Raw genomic sequence first — 23,812 nt, 5'->3', positions numbered from 1 at the left:
TGGGGATTCGCCTCAAGGCTGGACACCAACACGCGCTGGTGTCCAGGCTTTAGCCCAATACCGCTAAGTTAAGCGTCGTTTCTTCAGATGAGGGCCCGTAGGCTCGCGCCAAACGGCTGATATTCGTTTGACATCAGCCGGTTCGCGCCAGCGTCCGGGCCCCCTCATTCATGTTAACTTAGCGGTATTGGGCTTTAGCCGCCCCTGTCGCTGCGTCGCAGCGACCGGGAATCGCCTAAAGGCTAAACACCAACGGTGGCTGAATGCCGTCTGATTAACGCTGGTGCCATTCATACCGGCCCCCTTTTTCGCTCGACAAACGCAACCCGGGAATGAAGAGTTTCCAAAGCACTATCGAGTCAGAAACAGCGAATTTTGAAGCAATTCAACCGCTGCATCGCCAAGATCCTGGACATGAGGTTCACCAGACAATGGTGCGTGATACAGGGAATCGCGATACAAAGAGTCGAGCGATTCATCGACCAGATCCGGTGCAATCGACTCGCTCCTAGCCGTGGTCGCAACGAGTGGTTTGGCATCAGAGAGCTGGCTGTCGAATTCCCCATCGGGAAATCCGCGATCATTGAAATTCGAATCCAAAAATAGCGGTTGCGAGGAAAGGAACGCGCTCTGTACTTCGGCACCGGAGGGATCACTCGGCGCTGGTGACACGATCGTGACAGCCGCATCGACTTGACTCGGCGGCGGCGGGATGACTGGATCCGATGCCAACGTCGGCGCCGCGAAGGTCTGCGTAGCCGCGATCGAGTTTACCACGGCAACCATGCGAATGTCGCGGGAAACCTGATTGCTGGTCACCGCACCACCGGTCACCTGAAACACGATCCGCCGCTGGCCCGTCGTCGGATTCAACGACGTATTTTCGAACAGAATGCACCGTAACGCACCCTGGTATTTGGCCAATGTCGCGGTGCCGGACAGGGTCAACGTGCCTGTCGTCGGATTCCAACTCGACTGAACCACCGGCGGACCGCCGAGCGAAAGAACATCGACACCGGATTGATAATTGTTAGTGATGCGGATCGTCGCCCCGGTCAGGACCGTTGAATCCACGTCGGTGACGGTAATCGATTGGGAGACAACCTTTTTAGGTGCTTTGACTTGGTAAGCCTGCGGCGTTGCTTCGATGCCCGCCAAGACCGGCGCCCGATCAAACGCAGTCGTGGTGTTGTAGGCCAGCGTCGCAGCATCGGTCTTGCCGAACGTCAAATACCACGGCGTTTGCAGACGACCGTTCGACGTCGGGATCAAGACAGCAAAGTTTTCGGTCGTCACATCGTAGGCGCGAACCGACCCGGAAGCCGATCCTGCGTTGATGGGCACGACGAGTCGACCGTCGGGACCGAACACGAGCCCGCGCGGGTTGAACTCCGCATTGAACCCGTTGGGAATAAGACTTCCGATGAATGCGCCCGTGGTCGCATTGTATTTCCCGATCCGTGACGGCGACGCAAAAAAATCGGCCACATAGGCGACATTATCCTTGACCACGATCCCCCGCGGCGCAAATGGAGCGTTGGTACTTGAAGAGGGCACCAGGGGCGACAACGCAGCGCCGGTGTCTAGATTAAATCGCAACACTTCACCATTGAACTGAGTGTCGACATTCTGGTTGACAACCAACAAGTTATTCCCTTGGACAACCATGCCGCGGGGCCCTTGCAAACTGCTGGCACCGCTTTGGACCAGCGTACGGACGAATGCCCCAGTCCCAGCATCAAAGACCTGAATCGAGTTGTCCGCTTGGTTTCCCAGATAAAGCAGATCGACCGCCAACAGGCGGCGCGTTTCAAGAGTCTCGATCGAGAGCCTTCGGCGCGGTGCCCTGGGAGAGCGTGAAACCTTGCCGCGACGGCTATCAAACTGTTGTGACCGCCAGCTTTTCGTTTTCATCGTGGTACGCACAGCGGGAATCGCTGGCCAGTGCTTCGAAATGGATGTCAAGGAACATCCTTGGCCGTTCCGGGTCGGATGGCAGACCAACGATACGCGTCGGCAAGTCGCTGCACGTGGTGTTCCGTGGCCAACGTTCACTTCAGACACACTCGTCAAACTGCACAAATCACGCCATCTCGACCTTCATACAAAACAACGCCGACGCCAAAACGGGAAAACAATTTTCCTGACATTGACGGTCGGCTTCATGCTTAAGCGTGGATCGGGCGGCACGCGGGCATCGGTAAACAAAGCTTTCTGGATTTTTCGCGTTGGGATACCATCGTATGCCACCGTGGAGATTGGCCGCGACCACCAGCCCCACCCGGAGCGACGTTGGATCAATTGACCATCACGGTGGACCCGGGCGCACAGACGGTTGTATCCTGGCGCGGCGTTGACAAGTGGAATCGAACCGCTTTTGCAGTGTGCCGACGTCTCGTGAAGCCGGCCAAACCGCTCGGTCTCCGAGGCCTTTCGGGCCACTGACCCGACGGCCTGATCTCGCGTCGAAATCCAACGATCAACCCAAAACCTCGGTCCCAGCCAGCGATTTCTATTGCATCCGGGTTCGTCGCCGATAACCTCGATAGTGCAGAATCTTGAAGCGACGAGGTTGACTCCATGAAACGAGAAACACGTTTGACTCACCGCTCCGGTTTGGCGCAGCGCCGTCAACTCTTGCTGGAGCCACTGGAAAAACGCCGATTGTTGGCGGCGAGGAACCCGCTGCCGCTTGAGTCGCTCGACGGATCCAACGGGGTTCGGTTGATCGCCGCGGAAGCTGACTCTCGCACGGGCATCGACGTGTCGGACATCGGTGACATCAACGGAGACGGCCGCGACGACGTGGTGATCGGGGCAAGTTTGGCGAGCCCCGGCGGTGTCACCGGCGCAGGTGCGAGCTACGTCGTCTTTGGCGATCGAAATGGGCTGCCGGCTTCGGTTGACCTCGCCAGACTCGATGGCAAAACGGGATTCGTCGTCGAGGGGATCGATAGCTTTGACACACTCGGTTCAAGCCTCAGCGGTGCCGGCGACTTCAACGGAGACGGGATCGACGATCTGATCATCGGCGTGTCTGCGGGCGACCAACCGCCTGATCTTTCCGTCGGCGAAGCGTACGTGTTGTATGGACGACCCGTGTGGGACTCCGCCTCGGTTGATCCCGCGCGACTTTCCGGACGTGATGGCTTTCAAATCCACGGCGTCGCTGCCGGCGATCAATTGGGTGTCGGTGTCAGCGGTGCCGGCGACATCAATGGTGACGGACTCGACGACTTGGTCGTCGGGGCCAACGGCGCCGCATCGATCGGGAGTTCGAACAGCGGTCAATCTTATGTCCTCTTCGGCACCACCGATGAAATTCGTAGCCCGTTCGATCCATCAACCCTCGATGGAAGCAATGGGTTCATCCTCAACGGCGAGGACGAGGATTTTTCTGGAGTCGTTGTCAGTGGTGCCGGAGATATCAACGGAGACGGACTGGCAGATCTATTGATAAGCACGCAGAACGGCAGAAGCCACCTTGTTTTCGGAAAGACCGATGGATTCGCTGCCAGTGTCGAACTTGCAGCGCTCGATGGAAGTGACGGATTTCGGATAAATGGAATGGCTGGCTACACGCACTACGTCAGCGAAGCCGGTGACATCAACGGTGACGGACTCGGCGACGTGATCATCGGCTCGCCTGATCCGCTTCAAAATGACCCTGGGGAAAGCTATGTCATCTTCGGTAGTGGCAGCGGGTTTGCCGCGACCGTTGATCTTGCAAGTCTCGACGGCGTGTCAGGCTTTCGCATCGACGGTATCGATGCGTTCGACCGAGCAGGGTTGAGTGTGAGCGGTGCGGGTGACGTCAATAGCGATGGATTCGACGACCTGATCGTCGGCGCCCACCGGGCGGATCCGGGAGGCATCGACAATGCCGGAGAGAGTTATGTTGTCTTTGGAAAGGCATCAGGTTTCACGGCAACGATCAGTTTGTCGTCATTGGACGGGATCAACGGATTCCAGATCAACGGAATCAAGCAAGACGACAACGCCGGTTACAGTGTCTCGGGTGCGGGCGACGTCGACGGAGACGGATTCGACGATGTCATCCTGGGTGCCTTTTTGGCCGACCCTGGCCTGGTCGACGGTGGCGAAGGCTACATCGTCTATGGCAACAACTTCACCGGCGGCGTCGAAACCCAAGTCGGTGGCGAATCGGATGACACGCTGGTCGCCACTCAAGGCGTCGCAGTGGACGTGTTGATCGGCGGTGTCGGCGATGACAAATTGACCAGCGATGGCGGTGACGATGTCTTGCGAGGCGGCGCAGACGACGACACGTTGATCCTCTCAGATCTCGACTTCTCCGGCCCGCGACGGATCGACGGCGGACGAGGCTTCGACACGCTTTTGCTTGATACCGCAGGCGAGACACTCGATCTTCGCAACATCGCCGACACAAAAATTCGCGAGATCGAACAGATCGACTTCGGCACCGGATTGAAAGCTCAGGCCGCAGGGACAAACCAGTCGTTGATCGTGACCCCGCTGGAGATTCGGAACCTGTCTTCCACCAGCAACACGTTGACCGTCTTGGGCAATGGCGGGAACGTCCGTGTCGAAGGGCTGAACTGGGAGGGCCCAACATCGATCAGCATTGATGGACAAGATTTTGTGCAGTACACCGATGGCACGGCGACGCTGCGCGTTCAATCGAACTTGTCTCTTGTCTTTCCGGCTTTATCACTTTCCGGCTTGAACGGTGTCAACGGGTTCCGTCTCGATGGCGTCAACTTGGACGAGGAATCGGGCAACAGTGTGCACCAAGTGGGTGACCTCAATGGTGACGGCTTTGACGATCTCGTCATCGGGGCGTCTCGGGCCAGGCCCGACGGAGCCAATCTGGCGGGGGCAACCTATGTGGTGTTCGGCGGTCCCGGCGTGTTTCCAGCGTCGTTCCCGCTGTCCAGCTTGAATGGAAGCAACGGCTTTCGGCTCGACGGAATCGCTGCGGGCGACCAATCGGGATTCAGCGTCGGAGGATCCGGCGACTTCAACGGCGACGGACTCGACGATCTGGTGATCGGGGCGGCCTTGGCCGATACGAGTGGACTGGCCAACTCTGGCGACGCCTACGTCCTATTCGGTAGCACGAGCAGCTTCGCGTCGTCGATCGATCTCTCCGGTCTGAACGGGACGAACGGCTTTCGCATCGAGGGAATCGCCGCGTCTGATGAGTTGGGACAGAGCGTCAGTTTTGCCGGCGACTTCAACGGTGATGGACTTGATGACGTCATCGTGGGTGCTCATAGAGCGGATCCCGCCAGCTTAAGCAATGCGGGGGAAGCGTACGTTTTACTCGGACGAATGAGTGGAATGCCTGCGGTTGTCGATCCAGGTGCGTTCTCCGCAAGCGACGGCTTGGTGCTTACCGGGGCTGCCAGCGGAGACCATACCGGCGTGAGCGTGAGCGATGGCGGCGACATCAACGGCGATGGATATGATGACGTACTCATCGGTGCACACCTCGCCAATCCAAATGCCAGTGGAGGTGCCGGACAGACGTACGTCGTCTATGGTCGCAAAGACCTTCCCGTTGGTCCGCTGGCTTTGAATTCACTCGACGGAAGCAACGGGTTTCGACTCGACGGCTCCGACTCGCTCGATCAGTCAGGTTACAGCGTCTCAAGTGTGGGCGATTTTAATGGTGATGGCTTCGACGATCTACTGGTCGGCGCGCCGTTTGCCGATCCCAATGGAATCAATAGCTCAGGAGAATCCTATCTGTTGTTCGGAGGCGAATCGCTGCCATCGGTTTTCAGCTTTAACGACATGGTCGGTGCCGATGGCCTGCGAATCCGAGGCGTTGACCCGAGCGACTTTTCCGGAACCGGCGTCAGCGGTGCGGGCGACGTCAACGGTGACGGCTTTGATGATCTTCTGATTGGGGCCGTTGGCGCCGACGGTCCTGAGAACCTTGGGAGCAGTCGCGGTGAGACCTACGTGGTGTTCGGCAGGCCCGGCAATCAATTTTCGCTGGATCTATCGACGTTGGATGGAACCGGTGGCTTCCGGATTAACGGAGAAGAGGACTTCGACCTGTTCGGCCAAAGCGTCAGCGGAGCCGGGGACGTCAACGGCGATGGCTTTGACGATTTCCTGATCGGGGCAACCGGTGCCAGCCCCGGTGGGGTGAACGACGCGGGCGCGAGCTACGTTGTCTTGGGCGGAAACTTCACCGGCGGACTGGAAACGCAGGTCGGCGATGATGCCGACGATACCTTGATCGCCGATCGCGGCTCGCTGGAAAGCGATGTCTTGATCGGCGGCCGAGGTAACGACACCCTGATCAGTGACGGCGGGGAAGACGTGTTGCGGGGCGGCCAGGGCGACGACATCCTGGTGATCGTTGACAACGATTTCTCCGGGAACAAACGGCTGCTCGGCGGAAACGGATCGGACACGTTGCGGCTCGCTTCCTTAGGCATACCGCTGGACCTGACGGCGATCGCCGACAACCGCATCATCGACGTCGAAAACATCGACCTCGGCACGGATTTGGACCACGTCCTGACACTCGATGGACAGGAACTGTATGGGCTGTCATCGCACGACAACACGTTGACCGTTCGCGGCGACCGCTCATTGGTTCGTCTGACCGGTGGTGGCTGGAGCGCCGCAACACCGATCGACCTGAGCGGTGAATCCTACATTCGATACCGCAACGGCAACGGGATCTTGAACGTCCAAGCGTCCCTAGCCATTGTGTTGTCCGAGTTGGAGCTTTCCAACCTGGACGGCAACGACGGGTTCACGATCACGGGGATTGATTCATTCGACAGTTCAGGCACGGTGAGCGGAGCCGGGGACATCAACGGCGACGGCTATGACGACATCATCATTGGCGCCGACGGCGTCGACCCGAACGACGGTGCGAATGCGGGTGAAAGCTATGTCGTCTTTGGGAAACCCGGTGGGTTCGCTGCCTCGATTTCGCTTTCCGAGTTGAACGGCGCCAACGGGTTTCGTCTCCCGGGGGTCGGCAGCGGCGATCGTTCCGGCACCAGCGTGAGCGGCATCGGTGATTTCAACGGCGACGGACTGGACGACTTGGCAATCGGTGCTCATTTGGCAGATCCCCTGGGGCAATCTGCGGCCGGCGAGACCTACGTCGTCTTCGGCCGGTCGACACCGTTTCCCGAAGTCGTCGAGTTGTCATCGCTCGACGGCAGCAACGGTTTTCGCGTCGACGGAGCAACGGTGAACGAGAACACCGGCCAATCCCTGTCCGGTGCGGGCGACATCAACGGTGACGGCTTGAGTGATTTGATCATCGGAGCACCGGACGCTGCCCCTTTCGGTCGAACCTTTGCGGGTGCATCGTACGTGGTCTTTGGCAGCGCGCACCCCGTTCCGCCGGTGTTGAACGTTCTAGCGCTCGATGGTGACAACGGACTGATGATTGTCGGCCAGGATTTAGCGGGGTCGGCAGGGATTAGTGTCAGCGGAGATGTCGACGTCAATGGCGACGGGCTCGATGATTTGATCGTCGGTGCGTATCGGGTCGAAGAAGACGGGCGGATTGATTTCGGTAGAAGTTATGTCATTTACGGGAAAACCGGCGGGTTTGCACCGGTCATCGATCTGGCCACACTTTCGACCGGCCAGGGCTTTGCCGTCAGCGGCTTCTCCAACTCGGACAATTTGGGACGATCCGTTAGCGGTGCCGGTGACGTCAACGCCGACGGATTTGACGACGTGATCATCGGCGCGGAATTTGTCGACTCGCCCTCGGGCGTGAACAACGTCGGGCAGAGCTACGTGATTTTTGGTCAACCCCATGGCATCGAATTTGAGATCGACCCGAGTGCCTTGAACGGAACCAATGGATTCCGAATCAACGGAACGGCAGAAAATGATCGCTTAGGACGCACGGTCGCTGGGGCGGGCGACGTCAACGGTGATGGAAACGATGACTTGCTCGTCAGTGCCGTCGCGGCCGATCCGAATGGGGTCAACGATGCCGGTGCAAGCTACGTGATTTTTGGTCGTCGCGGGAGCTTTAACGCCGACGTGGAGGTTTCTGAACTGAGCGGCGAAAATGGATTTCGGATCAATGGAATCGCCCCCAGCGACTTCGCCGGCGATGGCTTGGGAGCCGCTTTCGATATCAACGGAGACGGGCTGGACGATTGGATCATCGGAGCCCCCGGCGCCGACCCTGACGGTTTGTCCGCGGCCGGTGAGAGTTACGTTCTGTTTGGCAAAAACTTTACCGGCGGTGCGGAAACTCAGCTGGGTGATGCGGCGAACAATCAACTCGTCGCTTCGCAAGGGTTGAGCGTACGGGATGTGTTGGTCGGGGCCGAGGGCGACGACACGCTCGTCAGTGACGGCGGCGGCGATGTGCTTCGAGGCGGCCAAGGCGATGACATCCTGGCGTTGATTGATACCGATTTCTCCGGAGGCCGTCGCCTCCTCGGCGGCAACGGTTTTGACACGTTGCGTCTTGACGGTGCCGGCTTGGTACTCGACCTGACCGTAATCCCCGACAACCGATTGGTCGACATCGAAGCGATCGACATCACCGGCTCGGGCGCCAATGCATTGTCGCTCGATGTTTCCGAAGTGTTGCGTTTGAGTTCACATCGCAACACGGTCACGGTTCTCAGAAATCTTGACGACGTCATCGATTTTGGCAGCGGCTGGACACAGATCGCCGATGAAAACAGTGGTGGTCGAGTCTTTGAAGTCTACACGCAAGGAAACGCGACGCTGAAGGTCCAGAGGTTGCACCATAGCCTGGCATTCCCTGCCGGCAATGGAGCAGACGATTGGACGGTTCGTCGCAACGGTTTGCAAGTCGAGGTGTTCGACAATGTTTTGTCGAGTTTGATCACGGCAATCGAAATCGACTCGTTCGCTTCACTCACGTTGACGTCTCCACCGGCCGAAGCGTCGCGATTGCAGATCGACTACGCCAGCGGGGGGTTTTTCGAAGTCCCGTCGGGCATCACGTTCACCGGTTCGAGCGGCAGGGACGAACTCGAATTGCTCGGCACAGGACTGACGTCGGCGACGTTCGTCTCGGGTAGTTCATCGATGACAACGGCCAGCCTGTTGACGACACAAGGTGGTCCGTCGACAGCCATCACGTTTAGCGACGTGGAACCGCTGAACGTCTCGGGGCTGGCGGGACTGTCCGTGCAAGGCCCGCTGAATGTGGGCGGGGAAACGCTTCAAATTGATTCTCTCGGTGCGGTCGACGTGGATGGACTGACGTCCCTTTTCGGCGGAACGATTGTTGCCCCGGGTGGGATCCATCTCGAATCATCCGAAGTCCTCTTCGGACACGGCTCGGTCGACGCACCCGTTTCATCGGATGCCGGTTCGACGATCACATTGTCCGGAGACAGCAGCCTTGGCGACGCGATGTCGCTGGACGGCATCCACCTGGACGGCCGATTGAATCTGGGGCCGCACACGATCACCTTGCGCGACGGACACAAGGCGGTACTCGGACAACAAACGACACTTGGTTCAACGAGCGAAAACGGCACGCTCGTGTCGGACAATGGAATCGAGCTTGCTGACACCCGGACGCTGATCGGTCGTGGCGTGATCAACACCATCAACGGCGAGTTTGAGAACCAGGGCTTCGTTCAGGGCACCGGGCCGGGTTTGATCTTCAATCACCTCGTCACGGGGGCAGGCGACTTCGGCGGCGTCACGACATTCAACGGCGGCACGGACTTCGGGAACAGTCCGACCCAGACCGATGCGGGTGTGATTACCTTTGCAGCGGCAAACACTCATACGGTGGAATTGGGCGGTCTGATCGCCGGCGGTGAATATGACCAGGTGAAGGCCGAGTCGGCGAATCTGGACGGGATGCTGGAGGTTCGATTCATTGACCTCGGAAACGGCTATCAGCCGCAGGTCGGCGATTCCTTCAGCATCGTGACGGCCGACTCGGTCAGCGGCGGTTTCCCCTGCCTCGACCTGCCCGCGCTGCCAGAGGATTTGGCGTGGGACGTCATCTATGACAGCGATGAAGTTCGCTTGGACATCGTCCGCATCCCCGATGTGGAATCGATCGTGATCAACGATGGCACGAGCAGTCGGTCGCAAATCACATCGGTCACGATCCATTTCGTCAGCGAGGTGGACCATGCGGCGCTTGAAAACGCGTTTGCATTGACAAACATCGACACGAACATCGCCGTCGGAACGATCACGGTTGCGGCGAGCGACGAGGGCGGCACGACGTCTGCGATTCTGTCATTTTCCGGCGATTCAACGATTCCGGGCAGCAACTCGCTGGCCGATGGTAATTATCGGTTGGAGATCATCGCCGATCAGGTGGTCACGCCGGGAGACAACGCAATGCGTTCGGACGCCGTCTTCGGCGGACAATCCGCGGCGCAGCCGAACAACGACGACTTCTTTCGGCTGTTCGGCGACACCGACGGCGACGGTGATGTCGACGGCCAGGACTACGGCCGTTTCGGACTTTCCTTCCTGCGGCTCTCCGGCGACCCGAATTACGATTCGGACCTCGACTACGACTTGGACGGCGATGTCGATGGTCAGGACTACGGACACTTCGGTCTGCGCTTTTTACGACGGCGGAATTGAAGCTGCCAGTGTCCCAACGACGCCGTGACCGGTCACTGCAACGTGCCACCCGGCCCCGTGGCGTTACGCGTCAAGCCGGCCCCGAACGGCCGTCGGACTGCGATTTCAGAGAAAACTGCCGGAAACTCGCTAATAAATTCCTTCGCGATGAGTCTGTTCCTGTGCGAGGATAAGGGGTCGTGATTCAATTTTGCCAGGCGGACCGAACCGAATTCATGTTGAAACAGACTCCTGATGTCAAACAATCGGCCGCCGAGGGTGAGTACCAGCTCCCCTTGCGCGCCCTGTTTGAAACCGAGGAGACGCCGCTGTTGCGTTACGCGTTTTCGCTGACGGGACGGCGTGCGGTGGCTGAAGAGATCGTCCAAGACGTTTTTTTGCAGCTGCACGCCCGCTGGGGCGAAGTGGAGACGCCCAAAGCTTGGCTGTTCCGCAGCGTCCGCAATCGGGCCTTCAGCTACATCCGACACATCAAACGCGAATCGCTCTCCAGCGATGACGGCAAACCGTCATCGGACTACAGCGACACCGGCTTCAACGAAACCGGAGACGAGACGCCTGAAGACATGCTGCTGCGAATGGAAGCCGCCGGCGCCCTGCGCCAAAGCTTGCTGGAACTCGATGATGCGGATCGGCAGCTGGTCAGGCTGAAGTATTTCGAAGACCTCACCTACCGCGACATCAGCATCCAAACCGGGCTCACCATCGGCAACGTGGGCTACCGATTGCACCACATTTTAAAAAAGCTGGCCGGCAAACTCCGACCACTCGGAATCGACGGAAGCTCATGAACGAAGCATCTCAAAACGACCGCCTTGACCCCGATCTGGAAGCTCGCATCGTTGCCCTCGTGCTCGGCGAAGCGTCGGAGTTGGAACGCGATCAACTGAACCGATTGATCGAGCAGCGCCCGGAATTGGCGAGGGTCAAAAAACAATTCGAATCCATCGATGGACTCATGCGCGACGTCAGCTCGGACGAAGCCCCGCCAGAAGACGAGGACTGGAAACTGCCCGCTGAGAAGCGACACCAAGTGCTGGCCGCGATCAGTGGCCAAACGAATCAGCCCGGCGGTGTGAGCGCACTGCGGCGGAACAACCGCTTCTGGAATGCCAGCCGAGTCGCGATCTCGTTGTGCGTCGCCGGCCTCTTCTTGCTGCTCGCCTCGGGATCCTACCTGTTGCTGAGTGCAAGTAGGGCACAGCGAGCCGCGCAAGCCGCCAGCGACAGCAGAGCCCACTTTGCAACAGACATGGAACTGGGGGAGGCTGAATGGGAGGAATACGCGATGGAGGGCGCGTCGCAGGCGGACGACTACGCGGTCAGCGGTTCGGAAAGACGATTCCGCGGCGGCCAACTTGCGCGTCCGGCGGAACCGGCTGAGCCGCAAAGCGGCGTCACCTTCGGCGACACGGCGGATTCGAAATCCTCGCTGTCGGCCATTCGAGACAGTCTCGGTGTCGATGCGATCAAGAAGGAAGCCGTGCCCCCGTCAGCCTATTACTTGCAAGATGATGTGCAGTACTACCCGACGGCTCCCAGCTACCCGACGGCTCCCAGCTATCCGACGGCTCCCGGCACCGCGTTGCCCGAAGTGGCCGCCGCAGCCGATGAATCGGGCGTCGAGAAAGGCCAGACCTTTCGATCAACAGACAAATGGAACCGAGCCGATGCGTCGCGGCAATTCTCCGCCGGCGCGATGCCGCGTTTTGACAACGGCGCCGAACTCTCCGATCAAATCACGATGGTTGATCCGCAAGCCTCCACCAGGTTCGGTCGAAGTGTCACCGATTTCGAATCGGTTCAGCGGGGTGAAGCAAAGCAACGTGCGGTCGACCAGAACGGAATGGCCGACGTACAACTCGGATTCCAAGGCGCGGTGAGCGGCGCGATGGGCGGCGGCGGGTTAGGCGGAGAAGCATTCGAAAACAATGCGTCTCCACAACAAGGACTGGCCGAGTCGTTTGATCGCCCAATGGCCGAGATGGAGATGATGGAGGGGATGAGCATGATGGGCGAGGCAACCGCGCCGCCGGCCAACCGTCCAGGCAGCGGTCGATTTTACGACTCCGACGCTCTGTCGTATTCCATCCCTGCTCCCGAAAGCGCACCGGAAGCCGCAGTGCCGGAAGCCATGTTACGCGAATCGGAGGAGCGATCCGATCTCGCTGTGACCGCCCCAGCGGAGCAAGCAATCAACCAAAAACATTTCCTCGACACCCCCAAAATCGTCATTCCCCAAGCGGAGGAACCCGCGCTATGGGGAACCCGCGTTGCCGGTCGGCGCTCCCGTGCGGAAATCGCCGGCAAAACGGCCACGCTCAGTGAATCGCAACCCGGTGAATCGCAACCCGAGGAATCGCAACCCGATCCTTCGAAACCAACGACAAACTGGGGCGTGCAGGTGAATCGGGATTGGCTTCAAAAACTCGACGCCTCGCTCGATGGGTTCGACGGACTTGCCGCGGCCGATCAAGCGGAAAAGCAAAGCACCCGACAAAAGGGACTTCAGCAGCAGAACGGCCGGGTGGCAAGCAAAGGCAGAGATGTCTTCATGTCTTACGAGTCGACGGAGAGTTCCGTATCAAGGTTGCTGAAACGATCGACCATGGAAAAATCGCCCGTGCCCGCCGGCCTGGATGAGAAAGACGCGGCGACCGAAGCGTTTTCCACCTTCTCGCTGCACGTCAGCGACGTCTCCTTCAAGCTCGCCGCCGCGGCGCTCGCCCGAGGCGAATGGCCCGAGCCGGCGAAAATTCGGATCGAAGAATTCGTCAATGCCTTGGACTATGGCGATCCGATGCCCAGCCAAGACGAAAAGGTTGCCTGCCGGCTCGAACAAGCCATTCATCCGTTTCTGCAGCAACGCAACCTGCTGCGTGTCTCGATGCGGACCGCCGCCGCCGGACGGGCCAGCAACACGCCGCTGCGTCTGACGTTCCTGTTGGACAACTCCGGTTCGATGGAACGCCTCGACCGGCAACAAACCGTCCGCCGCGCATTCGCCCTGCTCGCCGGGCAACTCAAACCACTCGATCAAGTCACCTTGATCAGCTTCGCACGCCAACCGCGACTGCTGGCCGACAAGGTCGACGGAGCCCAGGCACAACGGCTGGTCGAGCTGATCGACAACTTGCCCAGCGAAGGTGGGACGAACATCGAAGCGGCACTGCAACTTGCGTTTGAAAAAGCCCGCGAACATCAGACCGACGGCGCGCAGAACCGAATCATTTTGCTCACCGATGGCGCCGTCAACTTGGGCAACGCCGACCCCGAAAGCCTTTCGCAACGGATCACGACGATCCGCGAAGCGGGCATCGCGTTTGATGCCGCCGGCATCGTTGCCGAAGGACTCAACGACGAAATCCTGGAAGCGCTGACCCGCAAGGGCGACGGCCGTTACTACCTGCTCGATTCACCCGATGACGCCGACGACGGCTTCGCCAGCCAAATCGCCGGCGCCCTCCGCCCCTCGGCCAAGAACGTCAAAGTGCAAATCGAATTCAATCCCAATCGCGTCGGCCACTACAAATTGCTCGGCTTCGAAAAACACCTGCTCAAGAAAGAAGACTTCCGCAACGACAAGGTCGATGCCGCCGAGATGGCGGCGGCCGAAGCGGGAGTGGCGGTCTATCAATTTCAAGCCAAACCCGATGGCGAAGGAGACGTCGGTTCGGTCTCGGTCAGGTTCCAAGACCTGTCGACCGGACAGATGATCGAAAACCGCTGGCCGATCCCGTACGAACCCAACGCACCACGACCCGACCAAGCGTCCGAATCGATTCGCATCGCAACCGCCGCCGCACTGTTCGCGGCCAAGCTCCGCGGCGATCCGCTCGGCGCCAACGTCGACCTGAAAACTCTCTCCGATCTGCTGGCCGGATTACCCGACCAAGACCGCAACCGCAAGCGAGTTCAACAACTCCAAATGATGATTGGCCAAGCCCGACAGCTGGTCGGGAATTGAGTTGATTTAAGTTTCAAGTTTCAAGTTTCAAGTTTGTTGACTCTGACGGAATCGATCTATGACATTCAGCTTATCTGTTGAGAGATTCTCTAGGCCCGGAGGGCCGGCAGAGTGTCTGCCGGTGGCGTCAGCCACCGGAGATGATCCCAAGGAATGTCCAAGGCCCGAAGGGCCGACACAATGCCCTGGGGTTCAGTGCCCGATTGTGTCGGCCCTTCAGGCCTTCGCGTTCGAACACCCATGGACCGGTGGCTGACGCCACCGGCAAGCATTGTGCCAGCCCTCCGGGCCTCAGCAACCAGACTCGCCCCCAAGGAATCGCATCCATGAACGCATCAACATCGCCCGTGCCCAAAACTGCGTTCGCCGTTTTTATCGCGCTGTTCTTGCTGGTACTGCCGTTGCCACCGAGCCGTCCCTGTCATGCCCAGGACCAGGAACCACAAGCCAAACTGAGCAGTTCCATTGCCGGTGATGGCAGCGGCACGATCGTCGTGGAAGCCCGCGGACAAATCCCCGACCCACCGGTTTTCTACACGGCCAAGGCCACGTCGACTGCAAACGTCTCGACTGAACGTATCGAGCAAGTCATCCAGCTGACGGCGAAAGTCATCCAGGGGCGCGCCAAGACCTTGAGTTTTGGACTCCGCGGGCCAGACGCTCTCAGCGATGTCCAGGGCGAAAACCTGCGGTCTTGGTCCGTCCGCCGCGAAGGCGACGAGCGATTCCTGGATCTGCACATCAACCAAGACGCGACCGAGCTGAAGGTGGAGATCAAAACACGCTCGGACGAACTGCAACTTCCCACGTCCATCGATCTGACGCACCTGACCCCGGGCGAGTCCGTCGGTTTCGATTCGGTCGTAACCATCATCGATGCCCCTGAGGTCGCCGCCACGGTCAGTTCGGTCAGCGGGTTTGTCCCGCTGGATTCTGGCGATCGGGCCGAGCGTTTCCAGACAGCCAGCGGCGGCCAAATCCAGCTCTCACTGCAGCGTGACGGAGCCGCCCCCGCAGCAGTCGAACTCGTCGACACCACCTTGCGCGGCGAGCTGCATCCCGATGGCAAATCGATTCGCTTCCAGCTTCGCAGCACCGCAAATGTCACCGAGCCCGGTGCCGAAATCATGATCCTCGCGGGCAATGCCGCCGTCAGCGAGGTGCCCGCCGACGACAACTACCAATTGCAGCTCTCGATGCTCAACGGACAATCGGTTTACCAACTGACCTTTGCCGATGCCGGCAGCTTTCCGGTGGCACTCGATTTCGTCGCCACCCTGGACGCCCCCGCCCCCAACGTGCATCGCATGGACATCACCATCGCCGCCAGCGCCGTGGTTCCCCTGACCCTCATCGGACTGGAATCTGATCTCGAGTTTGTGAGCGACCAAGAATCGGTCGTGCCGCTTCGCAACGACGACACCTGGCTCGGTTTCTTGCCGGCAACCGGCCGCGCGAAACTGCAGTGGAAAACCGCTCGTCGAACCGGCGAAGGAAAACTGTTCTTCACCACCACCGGCAAGATCGAAGCGAAAGTCGGCACCGGACTGCTGCGCCAAGATCACCAGATCACCTATCAAGTGCTTCAAGGCGAACTGAAATCGTTTCAAATCGGGTTACGCGGACCGGGCGAAATCCTCGACGTCCAGGGCGACAACATCGTCGGCTGGAAAGTCACCGAGTCGGGGCAATCGCGTCAGCTGGACGTCACCCTCAGCCAGCCGATCACCGGCCAAAGCCAGATCAACGTGCGCAGCCAAACGCCGCTGGGCGCGTTTCCGGTGCGAGTCGAAGGGCTGCGGCTGGTCCCGATCGGCGCGATCCGTCATTCGGGATTCCTGCGGCTGACGAACCTGGGATCGGTGCGTCTGGAACCGACGCTGCTGAGCGGCATGAACCAACTGGCACCGGATCAGTTTCCCGGTGATTCGATCGAAGCCCGTCAAGTTTTCGTGTACCGATTTCCCGCCGCCGGGCACAGCTTTACCGTCGCCGCAGATCGCATCCAACCGGAGGTCAACGTTTCCGAACTGGTGCTTTACGAATTGGCCGAGACGGATCGCGTGGTCCGGGCGGACATTGAACTCGATATTCGCGAAGCCCCGATACGCGAATGGGATTTTGGAATCCCGTCGGACTACTCCGTGGTCTCGGTCACCGGAGCGAGCGTCGCCGACTACATCACTGCAACGGCCGTCACGGGTGGTCGCCGCAATCTAAAAGTCATCTTCGGCCAGGACGTGATCGGACGCCAGCTCGTCGCGTTGCACTTGGAAAAAAGTGAAGCCGCGTCGGAGGGCGACTGGAACCTGCCACGCATCGAGTACCCCGAGGCAAAATCGGTCCGCGGCGACCTCGGAATCATCGGTGCCCCGGGCTTTCGGATTTCAATCGCGTCGACAGACTTGCTGGCCGAAAAACCCTTGTCGTACTTTCCCAAACCGACACCGAACCTGCAGCAAGCCTTTCGCATTCGCCAACCGGGTTGGTCGGCCACGATGAGCGTCCAGCAATTGGAACGAAGTGTGCAGTCGGACGTCTTTCACCTCTATTCGTTGAGCGAAGAAACGGTTTACGGAAGCGCACTGATCAACTACTTCGTCACCGGGTCGCCGGTTTCCGAGTGGAACATCACCGTCCCGGCCACACTGGGCAATGTGATGGTCGACGGCAAGGACGTCCGCACCTACCGCAGAGAAGGTGACGCGCTGATCGTTTCACTGCACCAACCCGTCATGGGCGCCTACACCCTGCTGGTGACCTTCGAAGAAAAACCGGACAAGAGCAACGGTTCGTTCAAACCCGGTCAAGTCGCTCCGATCGGCGTCCAGGGCGAACGCGGTTACATCCAAGTCGTCAGCCCGATGCAGGTGAAAATCCAAACCGAATCGATCTCCGATGACATGCTCAACCTGGATCCGCTGGAATTGCCCGCGGAGCTACGTCTGCTCAGCACCGCGCCTCCGCTGGGAACCTGGCAATACACCCAACGTCCGTTCGAACTGAACCTGAACGTCAGCTGGTTCGAGCCCGGCACGACCGCGACGCAGGTCGTGGAATTCGCCGAAGCCAATAGTCGTGTTTCGCAAGACGGCGAACTGGTCACCGACGTCGTGTACTTCGTCAAGACACGCGGGCAACGCACGTTGAAGATTCAGTTGCCCGGCGAACCGGTCCGACTGTGGGCCGTTTCCGTGGGCGGCCGGCCCGTCACGGCTCGGCAATCCGACGAGGCCACGTTGATCCCGATTCCCGGCGGCACGGACCCGAATGTTCCGGTCGAGGTCAGTTTGCGATTGGGCAAACCGGCCGTTCACCAGTCCCGCCCCGAACTCGCCTTGCCCACCGTGTTCGCCCCCATCCTGAAAACACAGTGGAATGTGACCGGAGACGAAAAATACGTGTTGGTGCCGACTGGCGGAACGGTCACGCCGCCCGTCCCGGTGCTGCGGCCGTCGGGATTGGATTGGGTGGCCAAACGCGGACTGATCGCGTTGGTGGTGATCGCGTTGCTGACCGGTTTCGGATTCTGGGCCTGCCGCAAACCGAACGTCCTCCGCGTCGCCGGTCTGCTGAGTCTGCTGATCGCGATTGGCGTGTCGGTCGCAACCGCGCTGGTGGCGCTCTCACAACGGGGCGTTCCCGAGCCGTTGCAAGTCAGCGTGCCGATTCTGGCGGCCGGCGAAACCATTGCATTGCAGGTGAAGAACACGCCGCTGTGGCGCGTCAATCTTTCGTCCGCCGGCGTGACCGCGTTGCTGTGTGCCATCGTCGCCGTGGCCTGGTCGTTCAGAAGACGCGACGTCCAAGAACGCCGACTGCTGCGCGGCGGGGGAATTCTATTGCTGGCGCTGGGCGTGTTGCTGCAAGGTGACGGCGCGGCGTGGTTCTATGGACTGCTCGCCGTGGCGATTTTCACCCTGCTGTTTCTGCCTCCGGCGCGTGAGTGGGTCCACCACACCAATCAATCCTTGCGCGACCTCGCCGAGCGAAGGAAAGCCAAACACGAAAACCAAGATGACGCTTCCAACGAAGTCCCCAGCGAAGCATTTGGTCCGGTGACGCCGATGCTGATCGGGTTCGCCCTGATGCTGTCGATGGCAAGCAGCAGTCTGGCGGCCGTTCCGGCGGGGTTTCAAGCGGCCGACTCGATCAACCAACAGTGGAAACTGACGCATCAAGACGCTCGGTTGTCCGCAACCGGAACCATCACGCTGTCCGGCCGACCGGGGGACCGCTTCCTGCTGCTCAAAGCCCCCGCCGTCCTGACGCGTTTCGAAGGAACCGGGCTGCGGCTGACCAAGACCGAAGTGGCCGGCGAAGGCCTCTCCTACATCGTCAGCATTCCGGCAACCGACCCGTCGCCCCCAACGGAAGACGACCAGCAAAACGACGACCCGCAAGAGGCTTCCTCGGCGACGTACCAGGCGACCTTTGATTTTCAGCTGGAAGCGATCCAGCCGATCAACGGCGTCCCCGTGCTGACCGGCATCGCGGCCGTCCAACAGATCGATCTCCGCTACGACGAAGCCGGATGGGACGTCACCTCTCCTTCCGCGGTCCGCATTGAAACCACCGAAGTGGACGACGCGACCCAGGCCAACGTGTTGCTGCGCCCCGGCAGCGCGAGTTTATTCCTGAAACCCCAAGTCCGTGATGTGACGACGGAGGAAACACAGTTCTTTGTCGAAGCGTCCAACTTGTACCTGCCCGGACCCGGTGTCGTCGACGGACGCCATCGTCTGCATCTCCGGACATCGCAAGGCCAAGTGAGCGAATTGAATGTCGTGGTCCCCCAAGGCCTGACCGTTAGCTCGGTCTCGGGACCGGTCGGTTCCTGGCAATTCGATGCCGAGAGCGGCGGATTGAAGTTGCAGATTGATCCCGCGCAGTCGCAAGCCTTTGACGTGATCATCGAAACACAACGCGGACTCGATCCCCTACCGGCCGATGTCACACTCTCACCACTGAAGGTCAGCGGCGCCAACGGCGAAGTCGGACTCGTCGCGATCGCCTTCGGTCCCGAAGCCCAACCGGAAACGCTGCAACCGAATCAGATGTCGGCCGTCAACTTGGGCGACTTTGACGCCGGCTTGATCACCAACAAACAAGCGGTGTTGCATCGGGTCTATCGCTATGGTGCCGAAGGTGGGGAAGTCGCCGTGCGCGTCGCACCGGTAGCAGCGGAAGTCCGTGTCGCCAGCAAGCAAGTCCTTTCACTCGGCGACGAACGCGTCGTCTTGGCGATCAACTTTGCCGCCGAAATCTCCCGCGCCGGACTGTTTCAGCTCAGTTTTCCGCTACCCGATGGGCTGGAAGTCGAATCGCTGACCGGCCCCGCGCTGCACCATTGGGCCGAACTGACCGAAAACGACCAACGTCAGATCATCCTGCACCTCAACGGCAAAACCCTCGGCACGCAGAGCTTCGCGCTGGCTCTAACCGGTGCCGCGCCGAGTGACGTCGGGCAATGGGAAATCCCCCGTTTCGAGCTGAACGAAGCGACGCGCCAAACCGGTGACTTGGTCGTCCGCCCGACCACCGGCATTCGGCTCCGAACCGTGTCCCGACAAAATGTTTCCGAGACCGATCCGCGGGCGATGGGCGGCGAAGCCCAAGGCGCGTTGGCGTTTCGTCTGCTGCAACGCGACTGGAACCTGGTTCTGGGCATCGAAAAACTGGACCCCTGGGTGACCGGCCAAGTGTTGCATGAAGTCACGCTGCGGGAAGGCCAGACGCGAACCGCATTGATCGCCAATTTCAATGTGCAAAACGCTTCAGTGCGTTCGCTGCAAGTGGTTCTGCCGCTCAGCGACGCCGACGAAATCAAAACGCTACGGGCCAGCGGCAACACCGTCAGCGACTTGATTCGTACGGCGGCGGATTCCAACGTCTGGGAAATCCAGTTCAAACGTCGTGTGGTCGGCAAGATCGACTTCCGCATCGAATACGAACGGCGGGGTGATCGGGAGAACGACAGTGAAACGCTCAACCCGGCGGGCTTCCCGCTGGCGCGGCAACTGTCCTATTTCTACGCCGTTCGCGCCGGCGGCCGCTTGGAATTGGAACTCGACGGACTGTCCGAAGGCTGGCAACAGATCGACTGGAGCACGGTGCCCCCGACGTTGCGCGAAGCAGAAAATCGAAACGCGCCGGTGTTCGCCCTCCGGGCCGTCGTTCCCGCCAGTCCTCTGATCGTGCGTGCCCAACGGCATTCGATCGCCGATGCGCTCAAGCTGCGGGTGGCCCAAGGTTCCTTGACCACCATCCTGTCGCCGACCGGCGATCAGCTGACCGCCGTCGAAGTGACCGTCGAAGTCATCCAGCGCAGCAGTCTGAGTGTCGGCCTCCCCGATGGCGGCGAATTGTTCAGCATCTTCGTCAACGGCGAAAGCGTCAATTCGATTCGTCAGGGAGGCGACACGAACACCTGGCAGTTCTACATTCTGCCGGGCATCGACGACCGCACCGCAACCGTCCGCTTCGTCTATTCGGTGTCGGGAAATCGGTTGAGGGATTTGAAATTGATCAGCCCCCAATTGAACGTGCCGTTGGAAAACATCCAGTGGAATGTTGTTGCCCCGAAAGGATTTGAGCTGACCGATCACGACGGCAACCTGGAATTGATCAGCCAGACGAACCAAGAGCAATACGACCGCAGTTCTTATTTGTCCAAAGCGGTCGGCAAGCGACAAGCCCAAGCGCAACAGGCCGCCCAGTTGCTCGAGCAAGCCAATCAGCTGTTGCAGGCCGGTGAACAAACCAAGGCCCGCTGGGCACTCAACAGCGTCGCCAATCAATACGCTTTGGACGCAGCTTCCAACGAAGACGCCCGCGTGCAGCTGGAGAACCTGCAAACGCAACAAGCGATCGTCGGACTCAACACACGTCGTCAACGCCTGTATCTGTACAACACGCCAAGCGACACCGTGTCGGGAGACAACCCACAACTCCGCGAGGCGGCCGCCGACAACCCGATCCTGCAACAGGACCAGTTGAATTTCCGGCCTCAACAATTGAGTCAGCTGCTGCGTGGAAACACGACCGAGGACAACGCGGTGCTGCAACAGATCGCCGCCCGCCTGGTCCGTCACCAACGCACCACCGAACCGGCTCCGCAAGCGATCATCATCAGCCTGCCCGAAGAAGGCTCGGTCTACACCTTCGGCCGCACCGTGCAAGTTGCCGAAAACGCACCGCTGGAACTCGATCTGGAATTCGCCTCGCAGTATAGAATCCAAGCCTGGCAAATGGCCCTGGTCACGCTGTTGCTGGCCGGCTTCGCAGCCGCGCTCGCCTTCGCCACCAGCGGCCGCAAAGTGGCGTAAGCTTCCAGCCTGCGATTCCAGCAACAAATGTCATCCATGACTCAAGACTCGTTCCATCAACGGGTCTGCCAGGCCCTGCCTCACGCAAACATCATCACGATCGCTTGGGCGGCGATGATACGCAGAATCATCGTCAGCGGGTAAACGGCTGCATAGGCCGTCGAACTGGCCTCGGAGTCGGCCTGAGAATTCGCGAATGCCAGCGCCGGCGGATCCGTCATGCTGCCGGCGATCACGCCGCAGATCGTCAGATAGTTCTGTTTCCAAATCATTCGCGCCGCGATTCCCGTCGTCAGCAACGGGACCATCGTGACGATGATGCCCAGCCCCATCCATTTGACGCCCTGGACACTGAGTGCGGCTTCAAAGAAGGTTTCACCCGCGCCCAAGCCTGCGCAGGCGAGAAACAAAATGATCCCCAATTCCCGGAGCGCCAGGTTGGCCGAGTAAGGGATGTACCAGACAAACTTTCCGACGCTGCCGATCAGACTGAACACAATCGCCGCCACCAGCGGCCCGCCGGCAAACCCCAACCGGATCGGGAACGGGACACCGGGCAGATGAAACGGGATCATCCCGACGACGACACCGATCGCGATGCCGAAAAACAGCGGCGAGAAGTGCGTCTCCTTCATCGACTTGCCGGAGTTCCCCAGGAATTGGGTGACCCGTTCGATCGACTCTTTGTCACCGACGATGTGTGCGATATCGCCGTAGTGAAAGCGGCTTGATCCCCGCGCGGTCAACTCGACGCCCGATCGAATGATCCGCGTGACCGACGTGTTGAAGACTTTATCCAGCGACAGCTCACGGAGTGTCTTTCGCAAGGCTTGGGGATCGGTCACCAGGACGCGGCGATACGCCACTTCGCCCGGTTCCTTCATCAGATCGACATCGACTTTGCGACCGACGACCGGCTCGATCCGATCCAGCGTGCTTCGTGGGCCGACCAGTTGAACCAGATCACCGTCGTGCAAGTCCGTTTCGTCCGTTGCGGCTTGAACGACGTCTTCCCCCACGCGCCTGATCCGCGAAATGCGGACGCCCGAATCTTCGACGCCGGGGATTTGGCCGAAGGGAATGGATCCCAAATGGGGGTTGTCGATCACGATCGTGCGACGCTCGATCGGTTCATGATCCTGTTTCTCAAGCTCCTTGATTTGAGCCACTTCGTCACTGACGTTGATGCCGAACAGCCGTCGAATCAACAGCATCGATGCGATGATTCCGATGATGCCGCCGGGGTAAGCGACGGCGTAGGCGGAGGCAAGCGAGCCGATTCCCGCCGGCCGTTCGTCGCCCGACAGTGACAACGCCGCCTGCTCGGCGGCACCCAAAGAAGGCGTATTGGTCGTCGCCCCACTGAACAGCCCCGCCGATGTGAACACGGGAAGCTCCAGCAACAACACAAAGGCACAGATCAAGATGACCGCCTGAACCACAATCGACAGCGCCATGGAATTGAGCAAGATGCCTTGCTTCTTCCACAGCTCGATCACGCCGGGGCCGAGTTGCAGTCCGATCGTGAAGACGAACAAGATCAGCCCGAACTCTTTCGTAAAATCCGCGATCTCCGGATCGATCGAAGCGCCAAAGTGGCCGAACAAGATGCCGGCAAACAGCACCCCCGCCGGGCCCAGCCCGATACCCCGGATGCGAATCCCGCCCAACAACAGCCCGCAAACGGCGACGAGCGTGACGATCAAGATTGCGGCTGCGACGGGTGGCATGATTGTGAAACTTCCGTAGCGGTGTGTTGGCTGATTCGACGAACAGTCGTTGCAAAGGTGATCCGTACCTCGTGCACGAATCCGTTGACTTTCTGGGGTGTCGTACTAGATCAATCGCCACCACTCAATGGGACAGCTGCGGCCCCAAGTTGCCAACTGCCGTTGTCCACCGATTGCGGTGGGCAATCGCACCAAGCGCA

Annotated in this window: 6 protein-coding genes; 4 read left to right on the top strand and 2 right to left on the bottom strand. The window is 59.8% G+C overall.

Annotated features, from left to right (window positions below):
* Nucleotides 1-351: 351 nt before the first annotated feature.
* Nucleotides 352-1,914 carry an NHL repeat-containing protein gene (locus tag NZK35_RS23395; protein WP_259634945.1) on the bottom strand — a complete coding sequence of 521 codons (1,563 nt, stop codon included), beginning with the start codon at nucleotides 1,912-1,914 and terminating at the stop codon, nucleotides 352-354.
* A gap of 666 nt (nucleotides 1,915-2,580) precedes the next feature.
* Between NZK35_RS23395 and NZK35_RS23390 the strand changes: the two genes are divergently transcribed.
* The 4 genes from NZK35_RS23390 to NZK35_RS23375 all read left to right on the top strand — a co-directional run bounded on the left by NZK35_RS23390 (nucleotide 2,581) and on the right by NZK35_RS23375 (nucleotide 21,882).
* Nucleotides 2,581-10,587 carry an FG-GAP-like repeat-containing protein gene (locus tag NZK35_RS23390; protein WP_259634944.1) on the top strand — a complete coding sequence of 2,669 codons (8,007 nt, stop codon included), beginning with the start codon at nucleotides 2,581-2,583 and terminating at the stop codon, nucleotides 10,585-10,587.
* 179 nt (nucleotides 10,588-10,766) lie between these two features.
* Entirely contained in the window at nucleotides 10,767-11,378 is a 612-nt protein-coding gene (locus NZK35_RS23385; protein ID WP_259634943.1) for an RNA polymerase sigma factor, read from the top strand.
* Nucleotides 11,375-14,554, top strand: a complete 3,180-nt coding sequence (locus NZK35_RS23380) for a vWA domain-containing protein (protein ID WP_259634942.1) — start codon at nucleotides 11,375-11,377, stop codon at nucleotides 14,552-14,554. Before NZK35_RS23385 ends, NZK35_RS23380 begins: the two co-directional genes overlap by 4 nt.
* A 326-nt stretch (nucleotides 14,555-14,880) precedes the next feature.
* Nucleotides 14,881-21,882, top strand: a complete 7,002-nt coding sequence (locus NZK35_RS23375; RefSeq protein WP_259634941.1) for a hypothetical protein — start codon at nucleotides 14,881-14,883, stop codon at nucleotides 21,880-21,882.
* Between the two features lie 80 nt (nucleotides 21,883-21,962).
* Here the strand turns inward: NZK35_RS23375 and NZK35_RS23370 are convergent, their stop codons facing one another.
* Nucleotides 21,963-23,612, bottom strand: a complete 1,650-nt coding sequence (locus NZK35_RS23370) for a putative transporter (protein ID WP_259634940.1) — start codon at nucleotides 23,610-23,612, stop codon at nucleotides 21,963-21,965.
* Nucleotides 23,613-23,812: the final 200 nt, after the last annotated feature.

Origin of the sequence: Stieleria sedimenti (assembly GCF_025060895.1) — a bacterium.
GTDB classification, from domain to species: Bacteria; Planctomycetota; Planctomycetia; order Pirellulales; family Pirellulaceae; genus Stieleria; species Stieleria sedimenti.
The sequence above is the reverse complement of the archived record's forward strand: the minus strand, read 5'-3'. Positions and strand labels throughout refer to the sequence as shown.